Origin of the sequence: Microbacterium sp. NPDC058269, assembly GCF_042881445.1 — a bacterium.
GTDB lineage: Bacteria > Actinomycetota > Actinomycetes > Actinomycetales > Microbacteriaceae > Microbacterium.
In genome coordinates this window covers 200,629-215,433 of record NZ_JBHVXT010000004.1, presented here as the reverse complement: position 1 = coordinate 215,433, position 14,805 = coordinate 200,629, and the positions used below count along the sequence as shown (strand labels likewise).

The 14,805-nt window shown below is 68.4% G+C and carries 14 protein-coding genes; all 14 read left to right on the top strand.

Features of this window, described 5'->3' with window-relative positions; genetic code table 11:
- Positions 1-255 precede the first annotated feature (255 nt).
- The 14 genes from ACFVWL_RS18235 (at position 256) to ACFVWL_RS18170 (ending at position 14,697) form a co-directional block, all read left to right on the top strand.
- Positions 256-1,185 carry a hypothetical protein gene (locus ACFVWL_RS18235; protein ID WP_387185870.1) on the top strand — a complete coding sequence of 310 codons (930 nt, stop codon included), beginning with the start codon at positions 256-258 and terminating at the stop codon, positions 1,183-1,185.
- 38 nt (positions 1,186-1,223) lie between these two features.
- Complete coding sequence (locus tag ACFVWL_RS18230; RefSeq protein WP_387185868.1) at positions 1,224-1,982, top strand: hypothetical protein; 759 nt, start codon at positions 1,224-1,226, stop codon at positions 1,980-1,982.
- The gene (locus ACFVWL_RS18225; protein WP_387185866.1) at positions 1,982-3,019 is read left to right on the top strand and encodes an HAD-IIA family hydrolase; all 1,038 of its coding nucleotides are present in this window, start codon (positions 1,982-1,984) and stop codon (positions 3,017-3,019) included. Before ACFVWL_RS18230 ends, ACFVWL_RS18225 begins: the two co-directional genes overlap by 1 nt.
- 53 nt (positions 3,020-3,072) lie before the next feature.
- Positions 3,073-3,249 (top strand): hypothetical protein, encoded by a 177-nt coding sequence (locus tag ACFVWL_RS18220; RefSeq protein WP_387185864.1) that lies wholly within the window; start codon positions 3,073-3,075, stop codon positions 3,247-3,249.
- Positions 3,246-4,043: a TlyA family RNA methyltransferase gene (locus tag ACFVWL_RS18215; RefSeq protein ID WP_387185862.1), complete on the top strand. Its 798-nt coding sequence runs from the start codon at positions 3,246-3,248 to the stop codon at positions 4,041-4,043. Before ACFVWL_RS18220 ends, ACFVWL_RS18215 begins: the two co-directional genes overlap by 4 nt.
- Positions 4,040-4,960 (top strand): NAD kinase, encoded by a 921-nt coding sequence (locus ACFVWL_RS18210; protein WP_387185859.1) that lies wholly within the window; start codon positions 4,040-4,042, stop codon positions 4,958-4,960. Before ACFVWL_RS18215 ends, ACFVWL_RS18210 begins: the two co-directional genes overlap by 4 nt.
- A gap of 13 nt (positions 4,961-4,973) precedes the next feature.
- Entirely contained in the window at positions 4,974-6,665 is a 1,692-nt protein-coding gene (gene recN / locus ACFVWL_RS18205; RefSeq protein WP_387185856.1) for a DNA repair protein RecN, read from the top strand.
- Between the two features lie 17 nt (positions 6,666-6,682).
- Complete coding sequence (locus ACFVWL_RS18200) at positions 6,683-8,392, top strand: CTP synthase (RefSeq protein WP_387185853.1); 1,710 nt, start codon at positions 6,683-6,685, stop codon at positions 8,390-8,392.
- Positions 8,389-8,970 carry an NUDIX domain-containing protein gene (locus ACFVWL_RS18195; RefSeq protein ID WP_387185850.1) on the top strand — a complete coding sequence of 194 codons (582 nt, stop codon included), beginning with the start codon at positions 8,389-8,391 and terminating at the stop codon, positions 8,968-8,970. Before ACFVWL_RS18200 ends, ACFVWL_RS18195 begins: the two co-directional genes overlap by 4 nt.
- A 2-nt stretch (positions 8,971-8,972) precedes the next feature.
- Positions 8,973-9,875 (top strand): site-specific tyrosine recombinase XerD, encoded by a 903-nt coding sequence (xerD, locus tag ACFVWL_RS18190; RefSeq protein WP_387185848.1) that lies wholly within the window; start codon positions 8,973-8,975, stop codon positions 9,873-9,875.
- Between the two features lie 151 nt (positions 9,876-10,026).
- Positions 10,027-11,043, top strand: coding sequence for a hypothetical protein (locus ACFVWL_RS18185; RefSeq protein ID WP_387185846.1), 1,017 nt, complete (start codon positions 10,027-10,029; stop codon positions 11,041-11,043).
- Positions 11,043-12,686, top strand: a complete 1,644-nt coding sequence (locus ACFVWL_RS18180) for a hypothetical protein (RefSeq protein ID WP_387185844.1) — start codon at positions 11,043-11,045, stop codon at positions 12,684-12,686. Before ACFVWL_RS18185 ends, ACFVWL_RS18180 begins: the two co-directional genes overlap by 1 nt.
- A complete protein-coding gene (locus tag ACFVWL_RS18175; RefSeq protein WP_387185841.1) occupies positions 12,683-13,363 on the top strand; it encodes an ABC transporter ATP-binding protein in 681 nt (226 codons plus the stop codon). Before ACFVWL_RS18180 ends, ACFVWL_RS18175 begins: the two co-directional genes overlap by 4 nt.
- Complete coding sequence (locus ACFVWL_RS18170; protein ID WP_387185839.1) at positions 13,360-14,697, top strand: ABC transporter permease; 1,338 nt, start codon at positions 13,360-13,362, stop codon at positions 14,695-14,697. Before ACFVWL_RS18175 ends, ACFVWL_RS18170 begins: the two co-directional genes overlap by 4 nt.
- The last annotated feature ends 108 nt before the right edge of the window (positions 14,698-14,805 follow it).

The following is a 14,805-nucleotide window of genomic DNA, read 5'->3' as shown; positions in this document are numbered from 1 at the left end:
CCGATGGTACTGCAGGGGGGACCCTGTGGGAGAGTAGGACACCGCCGGACTCCTTTTAGTCAAAATGGCCACCCATCGTTGGGTGGCCATTTTGCGTTTACACGAAAAGAACAGGGAGCATCATGCCAGAAGAGGAAGAGCGCCGTCCGCGTCGCAACGACGACAGTGGATCGCGCGGTAACCGCGCTTCTGGCGGACGCCCGACTAACAGCCGTGATGGTGGCGCCCCGCGTCGTGACGGCGGCGGTTATAACCGTGACGGATCTACTCCGCGTCGCGAGGGTGGCGGTTATAACCGTGATGGTGGTGCCCCGCGTCGTGAGGGTGGTTACAACCGTGACGGTGGTGCTCCTCGTCGTGAGGGCGGTGGTTACAACCGTGACGGTGGTGCTCCTCGTCGCGAGGGTGGCGGTTACAACCGTGATGGTGCGGCCCCGCGTCGCGAAGGTGGTTACAACCGTGACGGAGCTGCCCCGCGTCGCGAAGGTGGTTACAACCGTGACGGTGGTGCCCCTCGTCGCGAGGGTGGTGGTTACAACCGTGACGGAGCGGCCCCGCGTCGCGAGGGCGGTGGTCACAACCGTGACGGAGCTGCTCCTCGTCGCGAGGGCGGTGGTTACAACCGTGACGGTGGTGCTCCTCGTCGCGAGGGTGGCGGTTACAACCGTGATGGTGGTGCTCCTCGTCGCGAGGGTGGCGGTTACAACCGTGACGGAGCGGCCCCGCGTCGCGAAGGTGGTTACAACCGTGATGGTGGTGCCCCGCGTCGCGAAGGTGGTTACAACCGTGACGGTGGTGCTCCCCGTCGTGAAGGTAGCGGTTACAACCGTGACGGAGCGGCCCCGCGTCGCGAAGGTGGTTACAACCGTGACGGTGGTGCTCCCCGTCGTGAAGGAAGCGGTTACAACCGTGACGGTGGTGCTCCCCGTCGTGAAGGTAGCGGTTACAACCGTGACGGAGCGGCCCCGCGTCGTGAAGGCGGTTACAACCGTGATGGTGCCGCTCCGCGCCGTGAAGGTGGGGACCGCGACAAGTCGCGGTCCTTCCCGCAGCGTGGGGGAGCGGGCAGGGAGCGTCCGGCTCAGGCCGCGAACGAGCGTCCGCGGTTCGATGAGCCCCAGATTCCCGATGAAGTCACGGCACGTGACCTCAACGGCGCGGCTCGCAACGAGCTCAAGACTCTGAGTAAGGAGAACGCCGAGCACGTCGCCCGCCACCTGGCGATGGCGTCGCGTCTCATTGACGAGGATCCCGCGCTTGCTCACCAGCACGCCCTCGCTGCTTCTCGACGGGCCGGCCGCATCGCGATCGTCCGCGAGACCCTCGGCATCACGGCATACGCCACTGAGGACTTCGCCCTCGCGCTGCGCGAACTGCGCACCTACCGTCGCATCTCCGGCAAGGACGATCAGATCGCACTGATGGTCGACAGTGAGCGCGGCATCGGTCGGTCCGACCGTGCTCTCGAGACTGGCCGCGCCGTCGACCGCTCCGCGCTCGAGACTCCCGTACGCGTCGCGCTGGCGATCGCGATGTCCGGAGCCCGACTCGACCAGGGCGATCTCGAACTCGCGCTGGGTGAGCTCGAGATTCCCGAGCTCGACCCCGATCGCGCCTTCGAATGGAGCCCGGCGCTGTTCGCCGCGCGTGCCGCTGTGCTCGAGGATCTCGGGCGCACGGAGGAGGCGGAGTTCTGGGCACACCGCGCCGAGGTCGCTGCCGAGGCACTGGGCGTCGACGAGGCCGGTGACGAGGAGATCTTCATCGAAGACAGCCTCATCGAGGGCGAGTTCGCCGATGACGACGATGTCTCCTCCGCGGACGAGTCCGCGGCCGAAGACGAGCGCGTGGACAAGTCCGCGGCGGAGGACGAGTCCGCAAGCGACGAAGGTCTCACAACCGCGGAAGAACCGACCGTCGAAGACGAGGTGCGCGAACTCCTCGGCGAAGACGAGGACGACGAATCGGCCCCGGAGGCGTAGTGGCTCTGTTCTCGCGGAAGCGATCACCGCGCACTCCGCTCGACGGTGTCGACACGATCCTCGCCGACCTCGATGGTGTCGTGTACGCGGGGCCCGGTGCGCTGCCGTTCGCGGTGGACAGCCTCAACGAGGCCGCGAAGTCGGTCCGTCTCGGATACATCACGAACAACGCGGCGCGGACGGACGCCTCGGTCGCACAGCACCTGAGCAGTCTCGGGCTGCGCGTCGAGGCATCCGATGTCGTGACGAGCCCGCAGGCCGCGATGCGGCTGATGGCCGGGATCGTGCCGGCGCCGGCGACGATCCTGGTGATCGGCGGCGACGGTCTGGTCGACGAGGTGCAGAAGGCCGGTTACACGGTCACGCGTAGCGCGGATGACTCTCCGAGCGCCGTCGTGCAGGGGTTCGCCCCGGAGGTGGCGTGGACGGATCTCGCCGAGGCGGCGTTCGCTCTCAAGCTGCCCGAGGACGAAGGCGGCATCCCCTGGATCGCCACGAACACGGACTGGACGATCCCCCGTGAGCGTGGAGTCGCGCCGGGCAACGGCACCCTCGTGTCAGCGGTGCACACGGCCATCGGCAGGCTCGCGACGGTCGCGGGTAAACCGGAGGCGCCGATCTTCCAGGAAGCTCTTGCGCGCTTCGGTGCGAAGAAGGCGCTCTTCATCGGGGATCGCCTCGACACCGACATCATGGGTGCGAGCCGGGTCGGGATCGATTCGGTGCTGGTGCTCACGGGCATCGACCGGCCGAAGCATGTGCTGGCCGCACCGGAGGGCTCGCGTCCCACGTACATCCTCGGCGACCTGCGAGAACTGCACGTTCCGTATCCCGAGGTGACCGAGCAGGACGGCGTCTTCCGCGTGAACGGAGCCGCCGTGCGCGTGGCGGGCGCCGACGTCGAGATCGTCGCCGAGTCCGGCGAGCAGATCGATTTGCTGCGCGCAGGAGCCGCTGCCATCTGGGCGTCCGGTACTCCGGTGTTCGTCCTGCGTGTTCCAGAGCGCCTCTACGACGATCCGTTCCATCGCCCCTGAAGCGGGTCGCGTGGGCTCCCTCCCTCGTCGGAGGGGCCGCGTACAGTAGAACCGTGAGCGATGAGACGACGAGCGCGCCGACCGACGGCCTCTGGAGTCGGCTGCGCCTGATCGAGGGGCAACCGCTTCCGGCACGCGCCGACGCGTACGCCGCCCTCCACGACGAGCTCTCCCGCCGTCTCGAGAGCGGCGCGAGGCTCGAACAGCGGGAGACTTCGGGATCCCGATGACGCGACTCGACGCTGCCCTCGCCTCCCGAGGACTCGCCCGTTCGCGAACCCACGCGGCGACCCTGATCTCCGAGGGCCTCGTGAGCGTCGACGGCCGACCTGTGGTGAAGGCGTCCACCGCCGTCGACGACGCGGCGGAGATCACGATCGCCGGTGCCGACCACTACGTCGGGCGGGCCGCCCACAAGCTCATCGCGGGGCTCGGCGGCTTCGAGATCCCGGCCGAGGGGCGTCTCGCGCTCGACATGGGAGCCTCCACCGGCGGCTTCACCCAGGTGCTGCGCGAGCGCGGAGCCCGCAAGGTACTCGCGGTCGACGTCGGGCATGGACAACTCGCCCCATCGATCGCCGCCGATCCGGGAGTCGTTGCCGTCGAGGGGTACAACGTCCGATACATGACCCGCGAGAACCTCGCCGAGGCGACGGGTGAGGCGGCAGCGCCTGATCTGATCGTCGGCGACCTCTCGTTCATCTCCCTCGAACTCGTGCTACCGGCCGTCGCCGCCGTGGCCACACCGGAATCCGACATCCTGCTGCTCGTGAAGCCGCAGTTCGAGGTGGGGCGTACCGCCGTCCGTGGCGGGCTGGTCACCGACCCTGCGACGCGAGCCGACGCTGTGGCCCGCACGGTATGGAGCGCCTGGGACGTGGGGCTGGGGATGCTCGGCATCCTTCCCTCCCCGATCCTCGGAACCCACGGGAACGCGGAGTATCTGGTTCACCTCGCGCCGGGGCGTGGCAGCAATCCGACAGAATGGCTGGACAGCATCAACCGACTGGCAGGAGGACGATGAACGAGCGCAGCATCCTGGTCGTCGCTCACGCGGGACGTGTCGACACCGTCGAGGCCGCCCATCGGGTTATCGACGCGCTTCGGGAGGCCGGAGCACGACCCGTCCTGGCCGCCGACGACCACGAGGCCCTCGTGGCCGTGGACCCCTTCTTCTCCGACACCGACGTGCTCGGTGCCTCCGTCGATCCGTCCGACCTCGAGCTGGCGATCGTGCTGGGCGGAGACGGCACGATCCTGCGTGCGGCGGAACTCGTTCGCGACAGCGGCGCACCCGTGCTGGGCATCAACATGGGACACGTCGGCTTCCTCGCGGAGATCGACCGCGACGACATGGACAAGGCCGTGCGGCGTGTGATCGATCGCGACTACGAGGTCGAGGAGCGGCTCGCGCTTTCGGTGCGGGTGAAGGATGCCGACGGCACAGTCGTCTACGAGACCTGGGCTCTCAACGAGGCCACGGTCGAGAAGGCCAGTCGTGAGCGGATGATCGAGGTCGTGCTCGAGATCGACGGCCGACCGCTGTCGAGCTTCGGCTGCGACGGGATGGTGATCTCCACCCCGACAGGCTCGACCGCCTACAACTTCTCGGCCGGAGGGCCGGTCATCTGGCCGAGCGTAGAGGCGATCGCGGTGGTGCCCCTTTCGGCGCACGCGCTCTTCGCCAAGCCGCTCGTGGTCAGCCCCGATGCCTCGGTCGCGATCGAGATGCTCGAGCGCACGGACGGCTCCGGCATCCTGTGGTGCGACGGCCGCCGCTCGCACGACCTGCCGCCGGGTGCTCGCGTCGTGGTGCGCCGCTCCTCGCGTCCCGTGCGGCTTGCGCGGTTGCACCCCACGGCGTTCACCGACCGACTCGTGCGCAAGTTCCAGCTGCCTGTCGAGGGATGGCGTGGGCAAGTGCAGGGAGCGACGTCATGATCGAGGAGACGTCATGATCGAGGAGATGCGGATGCAGGGGCTCGGTGTCATCGCCGACGCCGTGTTGCCGCTCGGCCCCGGATTCACTGCGATCACAGGGGAGACGGGGGCGGGGAAGACGATGGTCGTCACCGGACTCGGACTGCTCCTGGGCCAGCGCGCCGATTCCGGTGCGGTGCGTGCCGGCGCAGCACAGGCTTCGGTCGCGGGCGTGTGGGTCGTCCCCGATGGCGGCAGCGTCGCGGAGATCGTCGCCGATGCGGGCGGCGAGTTGGAACCCGTCGGCGCAGGCAGCGCAGAGCTCTACGTGTCGCGCACGCTGAGCGCGGAGGGCCGCAGCCGTGCGAGCGTAGGCGGACGCGCCGCCCCTGCGGGAGTGCTGTCGTCCCTCGCCGAAGAACTCGTCGTCGTGCACGGCCAGTCCGAGCAGCTGCGTCTACGTTCGGCCGTCGCTCAGCGAGATGCCCTCGACCGCTTCGGCGGCGCCCCGATCACGGACGCGGTGGACAGGTACGCCCGCGCCTTCGCCCGCTGGCGCACCCTCGATATCGAGATCATCGAGATCACCGAGAACCGGGACCGTCGCGCCGAAGAGGCCTCGCGGTTGCGGGAGGCCCTCGCACTGATAGATGCGACGGCTCCCGAACCGGGGGAGGACCAGGAGCTCACCGAGCGAGCCGAGCGTCTCGCGAACGCCGAAGAGCTGCGTCTCGCGGCATCGCTCGCTCACGGAGCGCTCTCGAGCGAAGAGGGCGAGCCCGATGCCTCGGCACTCGTCGCGGAGGCACGTCGCGTGCTGGAACGGGCGTCCGACGTCAAGCTGACCGAGATCGGCGAGAACCTCGCCGACATCGGCTATCGGATCGCCGACACCGCCGGACTCCTCTCCGCCTACCTCGCCGACCTCGACGAGACGGGGCCACATGAGCTCGCCGCCGTCGAGGAACGTCGCGCCGCGCTGGGAACCCTCATCCGCGCGCACGGATCGCTCGATGAGGCTCTGACTCTCTGGCAGACCGGATCCGCTCGATTGGCCGAACTCGATGACGACGGCGATCGGATCGAACGGCTCATCGCCGAGCGCGATGCTGCCCGGGCGGAGCTCGACGCGCACGCCGATGCCCTGACGGCCGTGCGCACCGAGGCTGCCTCGCGTCTCGGAGCGGCCGTGACCGAAGAGCTGCACGCGCTCGCGATGCCGGACGCACGCCTCGAAGTCTCGGTCGCTGAGGGAGCGGAGAGCGCCCACGGCCGTGACGATGTCGCGATCCTCCTCGCACCGCATCCCGGCGCCGAGCCGCGTTCGGTCTCGAAGGGTGCGTCGGGTGGCGAACTGTCCCGAGTGATGCTGGCCATCGAGGTCGTCATCGCTGCGACGGACCCGGTGCCGACGTTCGTCTTCGACGAGGTCGACGCGGGCATCGGCGGTGCCGCGGCCATCGAGGTCGGTCGGCGACTCGCCCGACTTGCCGAGAAGTCGCAGGTCATCGCCGTGACACATCTCGCGCAGGTCGCCGCCTTCGCGAACAATCACCTGTCGGTCGTGAAAGCCAACGACGGCGCGGTCACGGCGTCCAGCGTGCGGCGTCTGGAGGGGGAGGAGCGGGAAGCCGAGATGGCTCGTCTGCTGTCGGGACTCGCCGATTCGGATGCCGCTCTGACCCACGCCCGCGAACTTCTCAGCCTCCGCGTCCCCTCCGCCTGATAGGATCGAAGCCCGTGATGAACTCTTCTTCTGCGGGACCCAAGAACGACACGACCAAGCACATCTTCGTGACTGGTGGTGTCGTTTCGTCTTTGGGCAAGGGACTGACGGCTGCGAGCCTCGGCAACCTCCTCACGGCCCGTGGTCTGCGCGTCGTGATGCAGAAGCTCGACCCGTACCTGAACGTCGATCCGGGCACGATGAACCCGTTCCAGCACGGCGAGGTCTTCGTGACGGACGACGGCGCGGAGACCGACCTCGACATCGGCCACTACGAGCGCTTCCTCGACATCAACCTGTCCGAGGCGGCGAACGTCACCACCGGCCAGATCTACTCCCAGGTGATCGCGCGCGAGCGCCGCGGCGAGTACCTCGGCGACACGGTGCAGGTGATCCCGCACATCACCGACGAGATCAAGCGCCGCATGCGCCTGCAGGCCTCGGAGGACCCCCGTCCCGACGTGATCATCACCGAGGTCGGCGGCACGGTCGGCGACATCGAGTCGCAGCCGTTCCTCGAGTCCGCGCGCCAGTTGCGTCACGAGCTCGGGCGCGACAGCGTCTTCTTCGTGCATGTCTCGCTCGTCCCGTTCATGGGGGCATCGGGGGAGCAGAAGACCAAGCCGACCCAGCACTCCGTCGCAGCTCTCCGACAGGTCGGCATCCAGCCCGACGCCCTGGTGCTCCGCAGCGACCGCCCGGTGAGCGTGAGCAACCGCAACAAGATCGCGCTGATGTGCGATGTCGACGTCGAGGGCGTCATCAACACCGTCGACCTGCCGAGCATCTACGACATCCCCTCGACGTTGAACGAGCAGGGCCTCGACTCGTACATCGTGCGCCGGCTGGGCCTCGACCAGAAGGCCGCCGACGTCGACTGGACCCGTTGGAACAAGGTGCTGCACGCGGTGCACAACCCCAAGCACGAGGTGACGATCGGCCTCGTCGGCAAGTACATCGACCTGCCGGACGCCTACCTCTCGGTGACTGAGGCTCTCAAGGCGGGCGGCTTCGCCCAGGAGACCAAGGTCAACATCCGCTGGATCCCTTCCGACCTCTGCGAGACACCGGAAGGAGCGCAGCAGCAGCTCGCCGAGCTCGACGGCATCTGCGTGCCCGGCGGTTTCGGTATCCGCGGTATCGAGGGCAAGCTCGGCGCGCTCAAGTTCGCGCGCGAGCAGGGCATCCCGACGCTCGGCCTGTGCCTCGGCCTGCAGTGCATGGTGATCGAGTATGCACGCGACGTCGCCGGCATCGTCGGAGCCTCCTCCAGCGAGTTCGACCCGGAGACCGCAGAGCCCGTCATCGCCACGATGGCCGAGCAGATCGACATCCTCGACGGCGGTGACCTCGGTGGCACCATGCGCCTCGGTCTGTACCAGGCTGCCCTCGCCGAAGGATCGCTCGCCCGCGAGCTCTACGGCGCCCCGGAGGCATCCGAGCGTCACCGGCACCGCTACGAGGTGAACAACGCGTACCGCGACCGCCTCTCGGCTGCGGGACTGGTGTTCTCGGGGCTCAATCCGGAGCTCGACCTGGTCGAGTACGTCGAGCTGCCCCGCGACGTGCACCCGTACTACATCGCCACTCAGGCACACCCCGAGCTGCGTTCTCGTCCGACGGCCCCGCACCCGCTGTTCCGCGGGCTGGTGGGCGCAGCGATCGAGCGGCACCGCGCGAGTGAGCTGTTCGACGTCAGCGCGGATGACGGAGTCGAGCAGGGATGACCGAGCAGGGGGAGAGCCTCCGGGACGAGCCCTTCGAACCGGAGGTTCTCCAGAGCGACCTCGTCTATCGTGGCAAGGTCTGGGACGTGCGCTCCGACCGCGTGCGATACGGCGAGGGCGAAATCGTCCGGCAGTACGTCGATCACACCGGCGCGGTGGCGATCGTCGCGCTCGACGACGAGGGTCGGGTGCTGCTCATCCAGCAGTATCGGCACCCCATCCGCCACCGTGACTGGGAGCTCCCGGCCGGGCTGCTCGACGTCGAGGGCGAAGAGCCTCTCGCCGCTGCCCGGCGCGAGTTGGCCGAGGAAGCCGACTTGGTCGCCGCGGACTGGGAGCCGCTCGTCTCCTCCTGGACGACTCCCGGGGGGAACGACGAACTCATCCACGTGTTCCTCGCGACCGGTGTCTCCTCGTCCGGGACGGCGCACGATCGTGAAGACGAGGAAGCCGACATCCGCGGGGAATGGGTGCCGCTGGCCGACGCCGTTTCTGCCGTGCTCGACGGGCGGATGCGCAACGGCATCCTCGCGATCGGTGTGCTCGCCGCCTCGCAGAGGCTGCGCGACCGGGGCTGAGGATGCTGCTCGCGCGTGCCATCGACACCTACCTGCGTCATGTCACGGTCGAGCGCGGTCTCAGCGTGCACACGATCGCGGCGTACCGACGTGACCTCGGGAGCTACCGGGAGTGGCTGGAGGCCGAGGGGATCGGTGACACCGCGGAGGTGACCCCTGCCGTGATCGATCGGTTCATCGCGGAACGGGCGTCAGCAGAGCCGCCCCCGGCGTCGACGAGCCTCGCCCGACTGCAATCCTCGGTGCGGGGATGGCATCGCTTCCTGGCACGCGAGGGCATCGAGTCCGACGATCCGAGCGGCAGACTGCGTCCACCGAAGGCGCCGCGCCGACTCCCCAAGGCCTTGACGATCGATCAGGTCGAGAGACTGCTCGGCGCGCCTTCTCCCGAGGAGCCGCTCGGCATCCGCGATCGCGCGCTGCTCGAACTTCTCTACGCGACCGGCGCACGCGTGTCCGAGGCCATCGATCTCGACGTCGACGACCTGGCTCATGGCGATGTCCTGCGCCTGCGCGGGAAGGGCGCGAAGGAGCGCATCGTGCCACTGGGCTCCTATGCGCGCACCGCCGTGGATGCCTATCTGACCCGTGTGCGCCCAGGGCTCGCCGCGAAGGGGCGCGCTTCGGCTCGACTGTTCCTGGGTGCTCGTGGAGCGCCGCTCTCCCGCCAGAGCGCGTGGCTCGTCATCCGAGCCGCGGCCGAGCGCGCCCAGATCACCGCGGACGTCTCGCCGCACACCCTGCGTCACTCGTTCGCGACCCACCTCCTGCAGGGCGGTGCCGATGTGCGCGTGGTGCAGGAGCTGCTCGGTCATTCGTCCGTCGCGACGACCCAGATCTACACCCACGTCTCGGTGGACGCGCTCCTCGACATCTACGCGACGTCGCACCCCCGCGCCCGCTGAGGGGAGATATCGGGTATCGGACGCGCCAGCGGCATTGCCCCGATTCTTCATGACGCGTGATTTATCATCCTCCAGGTGGATGCGGCGCCCGCACCTGACATTTTAGTGTGGAGGGCTCCGGCCATCTTCGGTCGTACAAAGGAGTCTTCGCATGCGTTCCACCGTTCCTCTCGCCGCGCTCGCGGCGTCCGCCATGGTGTTCATCCTCACGGGCTGCGGAGGCGCGTCCTCCGACGACAAGCTCAGCTACGAGGACTCGCCGCTGAGTCAGTACCTCTCCGCGGCGTGGGGCGGCGACCTCTCCCCGGAGGAACAGCAGAAGAAGATGGAAGAGCAGCAGACCAAGGTCGAAGACCTGGTCGCGCAGTGCATGGCCGACGAGGGGTTCGAGTACACGCCGAACACCGACACCGGCACCGTCGTGTCGGACGGCGGCGAGTGGGAGCCCGAGAAGCGGGAGTGGGTCGAGAAGTACGGATACGGCTTCGTCAACAGCCCGTTCTCGGAGCAGCTCGAGGAGAACCCTTCCGAGCAGGAGAGCTCAGACCCCAACGCCGACTACGTCACCTCGCTCTCGGAGTCGGAGCAGGCCGCGTTCTACGAGACCCTCTACGGCGCGACCCCGGCGGAGGACGAGTTGGCGGAAGACGGCAGCTACGAGTACCGCTGGGAGGACGCCGGCTGCCAGGGATGGGCGCAGCATGAGATCCAGGGCGACGACCCCAGCCAGTCCGAAGAGTTCAGCGCGCTCCGCACCAAGATGGAAGAGCTGATGACGACGATGCAGGACTCTCCCGAGCTCGCCGACCTCAACGCCGAGTGGGCGTCGTGCATGGCGGACAAGGGAGAGCCCGGTTTCACGAAGCAGTCGGAGGCCGGGGAGTCGATCATGGAGGAGCAGAACAAGATCTACGACGAGGTCTACGGTGATGGCTCGGAGCCTGTCGACACCGAAGCCGCCGATTTCGAGGACCCCAGCGAGGGCCCCGAGATGAAGGCGCTGGGAGAGCGGGAGCTCGAGCTGGCCGTCATCGACCTCGAGTGCCGCGAGAAGACCTCCTTCGCGACGAAGTCGCTGGAGATCCAGTTCGCGCTCGAGGAGAAGTTCATCGCCGAGAACAAGGCGGAACTCGAAGCTTTCAAGGCCGCTGCAGAGCAGAGCAAGTGATGCGCGAGGACGATACCCCGACGACGAAGCTTCCTGCAGAATCCTCACCCGGCGGCACGGCCTCGACACCGGACTCCGGCGTCGCCGATGCCGACACGACGCCGTTCTCCGAGCTGATCGACGGCACCGAAACCGCCGCGGCGGAGTCGGAGTCCGAGGTCGACACGTCTCGCGTGAGCGGATGGGGTCGGGTGCTGCGGGGAAATCGCGCGCTGTGGATCGTGGCGCTCGTCGCTGTGGTGTGCCTGGTCGCAGGTCTGCTCGTCGGACGCTTCCTGATGTCGCCCGATGCCTCGAGCGCCGATGCGCCCGAACCCGGTCTCGTGACCGCGCCCGTCGAGTTCGGACCGCTCAGCAACGACGTGACGCTGCGCGCGGACGTCGGATACGCGGACGCGGTCGAGGTGAAGCTCGACACGTCGGCGTTCTCCGGAGCGGCGGTCGTCACCGGCCAGGTTCCCGAGGTCGGGGCCACTCTCACACCGCTCTCGATCGCCCTCGAGGTGGTCGGGAGGCCGGTCATCGTGCTTCCCGGGGAGCTTCCGTCGTACCGCACGCTGCGGTTCGGCGTCTCCGGCCCCGACGTGCTCCAGCTGAAGCAGGCTCTCACGAGCGTGGGAATCGGGGCGGGCGATGTGAACTCGAACGTGTTCGATCGGGCGACGGCCGATGCGGTCGGCCAGCTGTATGCGCAGGCGGGGTACCCCGTGCCTGCACCGGAGGAAGGTGCGTCCGATGGCGTGCGGGCCGCTGAGGAGGGCGTTCGTGCGGCGCAGACGGGTGTCGCAGATGCCCAGAAAGCGCTGAACGAAGCCGGCGCCGGGCCCAGCACCGTCGAGATCTGGCAGGCAGATGTGAAGGTCGCCGCAGCTCAGCAGGCTCTCGCCAGGGCGCAGGGTGGCGATGGAGACCCGCAGCAGGCGCAGTGGGATCTGCAGACCGCACAGCTCGAGCGAGACGAGCTCCGCAAGGGGAAGGACACCAGTGCCCAGCGCTCGGCGCTCGATTCGGCACGCGCCCAGGTGGCTTCTGCTAATCAGGCGCTGGAGGAGGCCCGCCAGAAGGCGCTCCCGTACCTGCCGGCGAGCGAGGTCCTCTACCTCACCGAGCTTCCTCGCCGCGTTGACGCGGTGAGCGTCGAGCGCGGGTCGGTGCTGTCGGGGGCGGCGATGACCGTCTCCGGGGCGACGGTGCGTCTGACTGGGGCCGCAGCAGAGGCGGACGCCGCGCTGCTCGCCGCCGGTGCGGAAGGCTCGTTCGACCTGCCAGACGGAACAGCGCATCGGGCGGTGATCTCGGAGTTGAAAGCGGGCAAAGACAGCAAGTCGCGGTGGGAGGTTCTCCTCGACCCCGACCCGCTCACGCCCGAGCAGATCACTCAGCTGCAGGGGAAGAACGTGCGCGTGAAACTGGCGATCGGCGCGACGGAGGGCGATGTGCTCTCCGTTCCCCTCGCCGCGCTCACCGCCGGGCCCGGCGGAGAGTCGCGCGTGGAGGTCGTCGAGTCCGATCCGCGGGAAGGCAAGGACGCGAAGACGCGACTCGTCGTCGTCGAGACGGGACTCGCCGCGAAGGGCGCCGTCGAGGTGACAGCCGTCGACGGCACGCTCGAGGAGCGCGACCTCGTGGTGGTCGGGCGGTGACGCCGGCACCTCCGCTCGTCGAGTTCCGCGATGTCACGCGTTCGTTCCCGGGTCCGCCCGAGGTGCAGGCGCTCAAGGCCGCGACGCTCACCGTGGAAGCGGGAGACTACATCTCGATCGTCGGACCCAGCGGGTCGGGCAAGTCGACCATGCTCAACCTTCTCGGTCTCCTCGACCGTCCGAGTGTGGGGGAGTACCGGCTCGCGGGCTCGCTCACGGGCGACCTCACCGAGGACGAGCGGGCGGCGGTGCGTGCGCGGTTCATCGGCTTCGTGTTCCAGTCGTTCCATCTGCTGCCGCGGCGCAGTGTGCTCGACAACGTGCTGATGCCCATGCTCTACAGCGGCGTGCCGCGTCGGGAGCGCGAAGCCCGTGCGCGGGAGGCCTTGACCCGCGTGGGCCTCGGACACCGCATCGACTTCTTCCCCAACTCGCTCTCGGGCGGTGAGCGCCAGCGCGTCGCCGTGGCGCGTGCGGTCGTCAGCAGTCCGCAGCTCCTGCTCGCGGACGAGCCGACCGGAAACCTCGACCAGCGCACATCGGGCGAGGTGATGGAGCTGTTCGAAGAGCTGAACGCCGATGGGCTCACCCTCATCGTCATCACCCACGACGATGCGGTGGCGCGGCGTGCGGGTCGAAGCATCCGCATCGCCGACGGCCGATTGACGGAACTGTGATGCGCGTCCTGCGGCGTCGGAAGAACATCGAAGACACGTCTGCGGAGAGCGTCGGTGATCCCGCTGTGGCGCCGACGAGTTCGGCGGCCGCGCTGCTCCCGGCCGTGAAGCATGCCGATCGGTTCACCTTCCAAGACCTCGTGGCCGAGGCCACGGCCGACATCGGTTCGCGTCCCGCGCGACTGGTCATGACGATCCTCGGTACCGTCCTCGGCATCGCTTCGCTCGTCGCGACGCTCGGATTCGCACAGACCGCCGCGGCGCAGATCGCCAGTCAGTTCGACGGTGTCGCCGCGACGCAGGTGGTGGTCACCCCCGCCAAGGCGCAGTCGGGCAAGGCGAACACGACGGTCGCGACCGGCCGCCTGCCGTGGGACTCTCCCGAGCGGGTGAAACTGCTGGCCGGAGTGGACAGCGCTGCGCTGATCGCCGAGGTCGAGCTCGCAGACGGCGAGACGATCACAGCCGTACCGGTGAACGATCCGTCGGCGCCGATCACAGCATCGCCGAAGCTCTTCGCGACCACGCAGGACCTGCCGGAGACCGTCGACGGCGACCTCGTGACCGGGCGCTTCTTCGACGACGGGCACGACGCCCGGGGCGACCGCGTCGCGGTGCTGGGCCAGCGCGCAGCGGAGCGGATGGGGATCAACCGCGTCGATTCGCAGCCCTCGATCTTCATCGCGGGAGTCTCATATTCCGTCATCGGCATCATCGAGGGCATGGACCGCCGCTCCGAGTTCGTGGACGGCGTCATCATCCCGCAAGGGGCTGCGCGCGCAGACTTCGGGCTCACCGCGCCTTCCGAGTTGACGATCCACATCGCCCTGGGGGCGGGGCCGCAGGTCGCGGACCAGGCGGTGATCGCCCTCCAGCCCGACGATCCGGAGTCACTCGAGGCGAGGTCGCCGGCAGCATCGTCCGACCTCAGTCAGAACGTGCAGGCAGACGTCAACGTCGTCTTCCTCATCCTGGGCATCATCGCTCTGCTCGCCGGCGGTCTCGGCATCGCCAACGTCACCCTGCTGTCGGTGATGGAACGCATCGGCGAGATCGGACTCCGGCGTGCGCTCGGTGCGACGCGGCGCCAGATCGGCGCGCAGTTCATGGTCGAGTCCATCGTCATCGGGTTCATCGGCGGCATCATCGGCTCTGCCCTCGGCGTGCTCGCCGTGATCATCGTCGCGGCGGTGCAGGGGTGGTCGCCCGTGACCGATCCGCTGATCGCGGTCGCCGGCACTCTCCTCGGCGCCCTGGTCGGCTGGGCGTCCGGGTGGTACCCCGCGCGACGTGCAGCCCGCATCGAGCCGGTCGCCGCGTTGCGCGGCGTGTGAGAGGGGGCCTGGCCGGTACAATCGACCAAGCACGAAGGAGCAGGAGAACGGGTGGCTGAGAAAGTGGCGAAGTCCAGGGCGAAGGCGCAGAAGGCCGACGAGACCCCC

Excerpts from the sequence above, each read along its gene's own strand:
- recN (WP_387185856.1), top strand. The coding sequence starts at position 4,974 with ATGATCGAGGAGATGCGGATGCAGGGGCTCGGTGTCATCGCCGACGCC.
- ACFVWL_RS18210 (WP_387185859.1), top strand. The coding sequence starts at position 4,040 with ATGAACGAGCGCAGCATCCTGGTCGTCGCTCACGCGGGACGTGTCGAC.
- xerD (WP_387185848.1), top strand. The coding sequence starts at position 8,973 with ATGCTGCTCGCGCGTGCCATCGACACCTACCTGCGTCATGTCACGGTC.
- ACFVWL_RS18185 (WP_387185846.1), top strand. The coding sequence starts at position 10,027 with ATGCGTTCCACCGTTCCTCTCGCCGCGCTCGCGGCGTCCGCCATGGTG.
- ACFVWL_RS18215 (WP_387185862.1), top strand. The coding sequence starts at position 3,246 with ATGACGCGACTCGACGCTGCCCTCGCCTCCCGAGGACTCGCCCGTTCG.
- ACFVWL_RS18195 (WP_387185850.1), top strand. The coding sequence starts at position 8,389 with ATGACCGAGCAGGGGGAGAGCCTCCGGGACGAGCCCTTCGAACCGGAG.
- ACFVWL_RS18200 (WP_387185853.1), top strand. The coding sequence starts at position 6,683 with ATGAACTCTTCTTCTGCGGGACCCAAGAACGACACGACCAAGCACATC.
- ACFVWL_RS18180 (WP_387185844.1), top strand. The coding sequence starts at position 11,043 with ATGCGCGAGGACGATACCCCGACGACGAAGCTTCCTGCAGAATCCTCA.
- ACFVWL_RS18230 (WP_387185868.1), top strand. The coding sequence starts at position 1,224 with ATGGCGTCGCGTCTCATTGACGAGGATCCCGCGCTTGCTCACCAGCAC.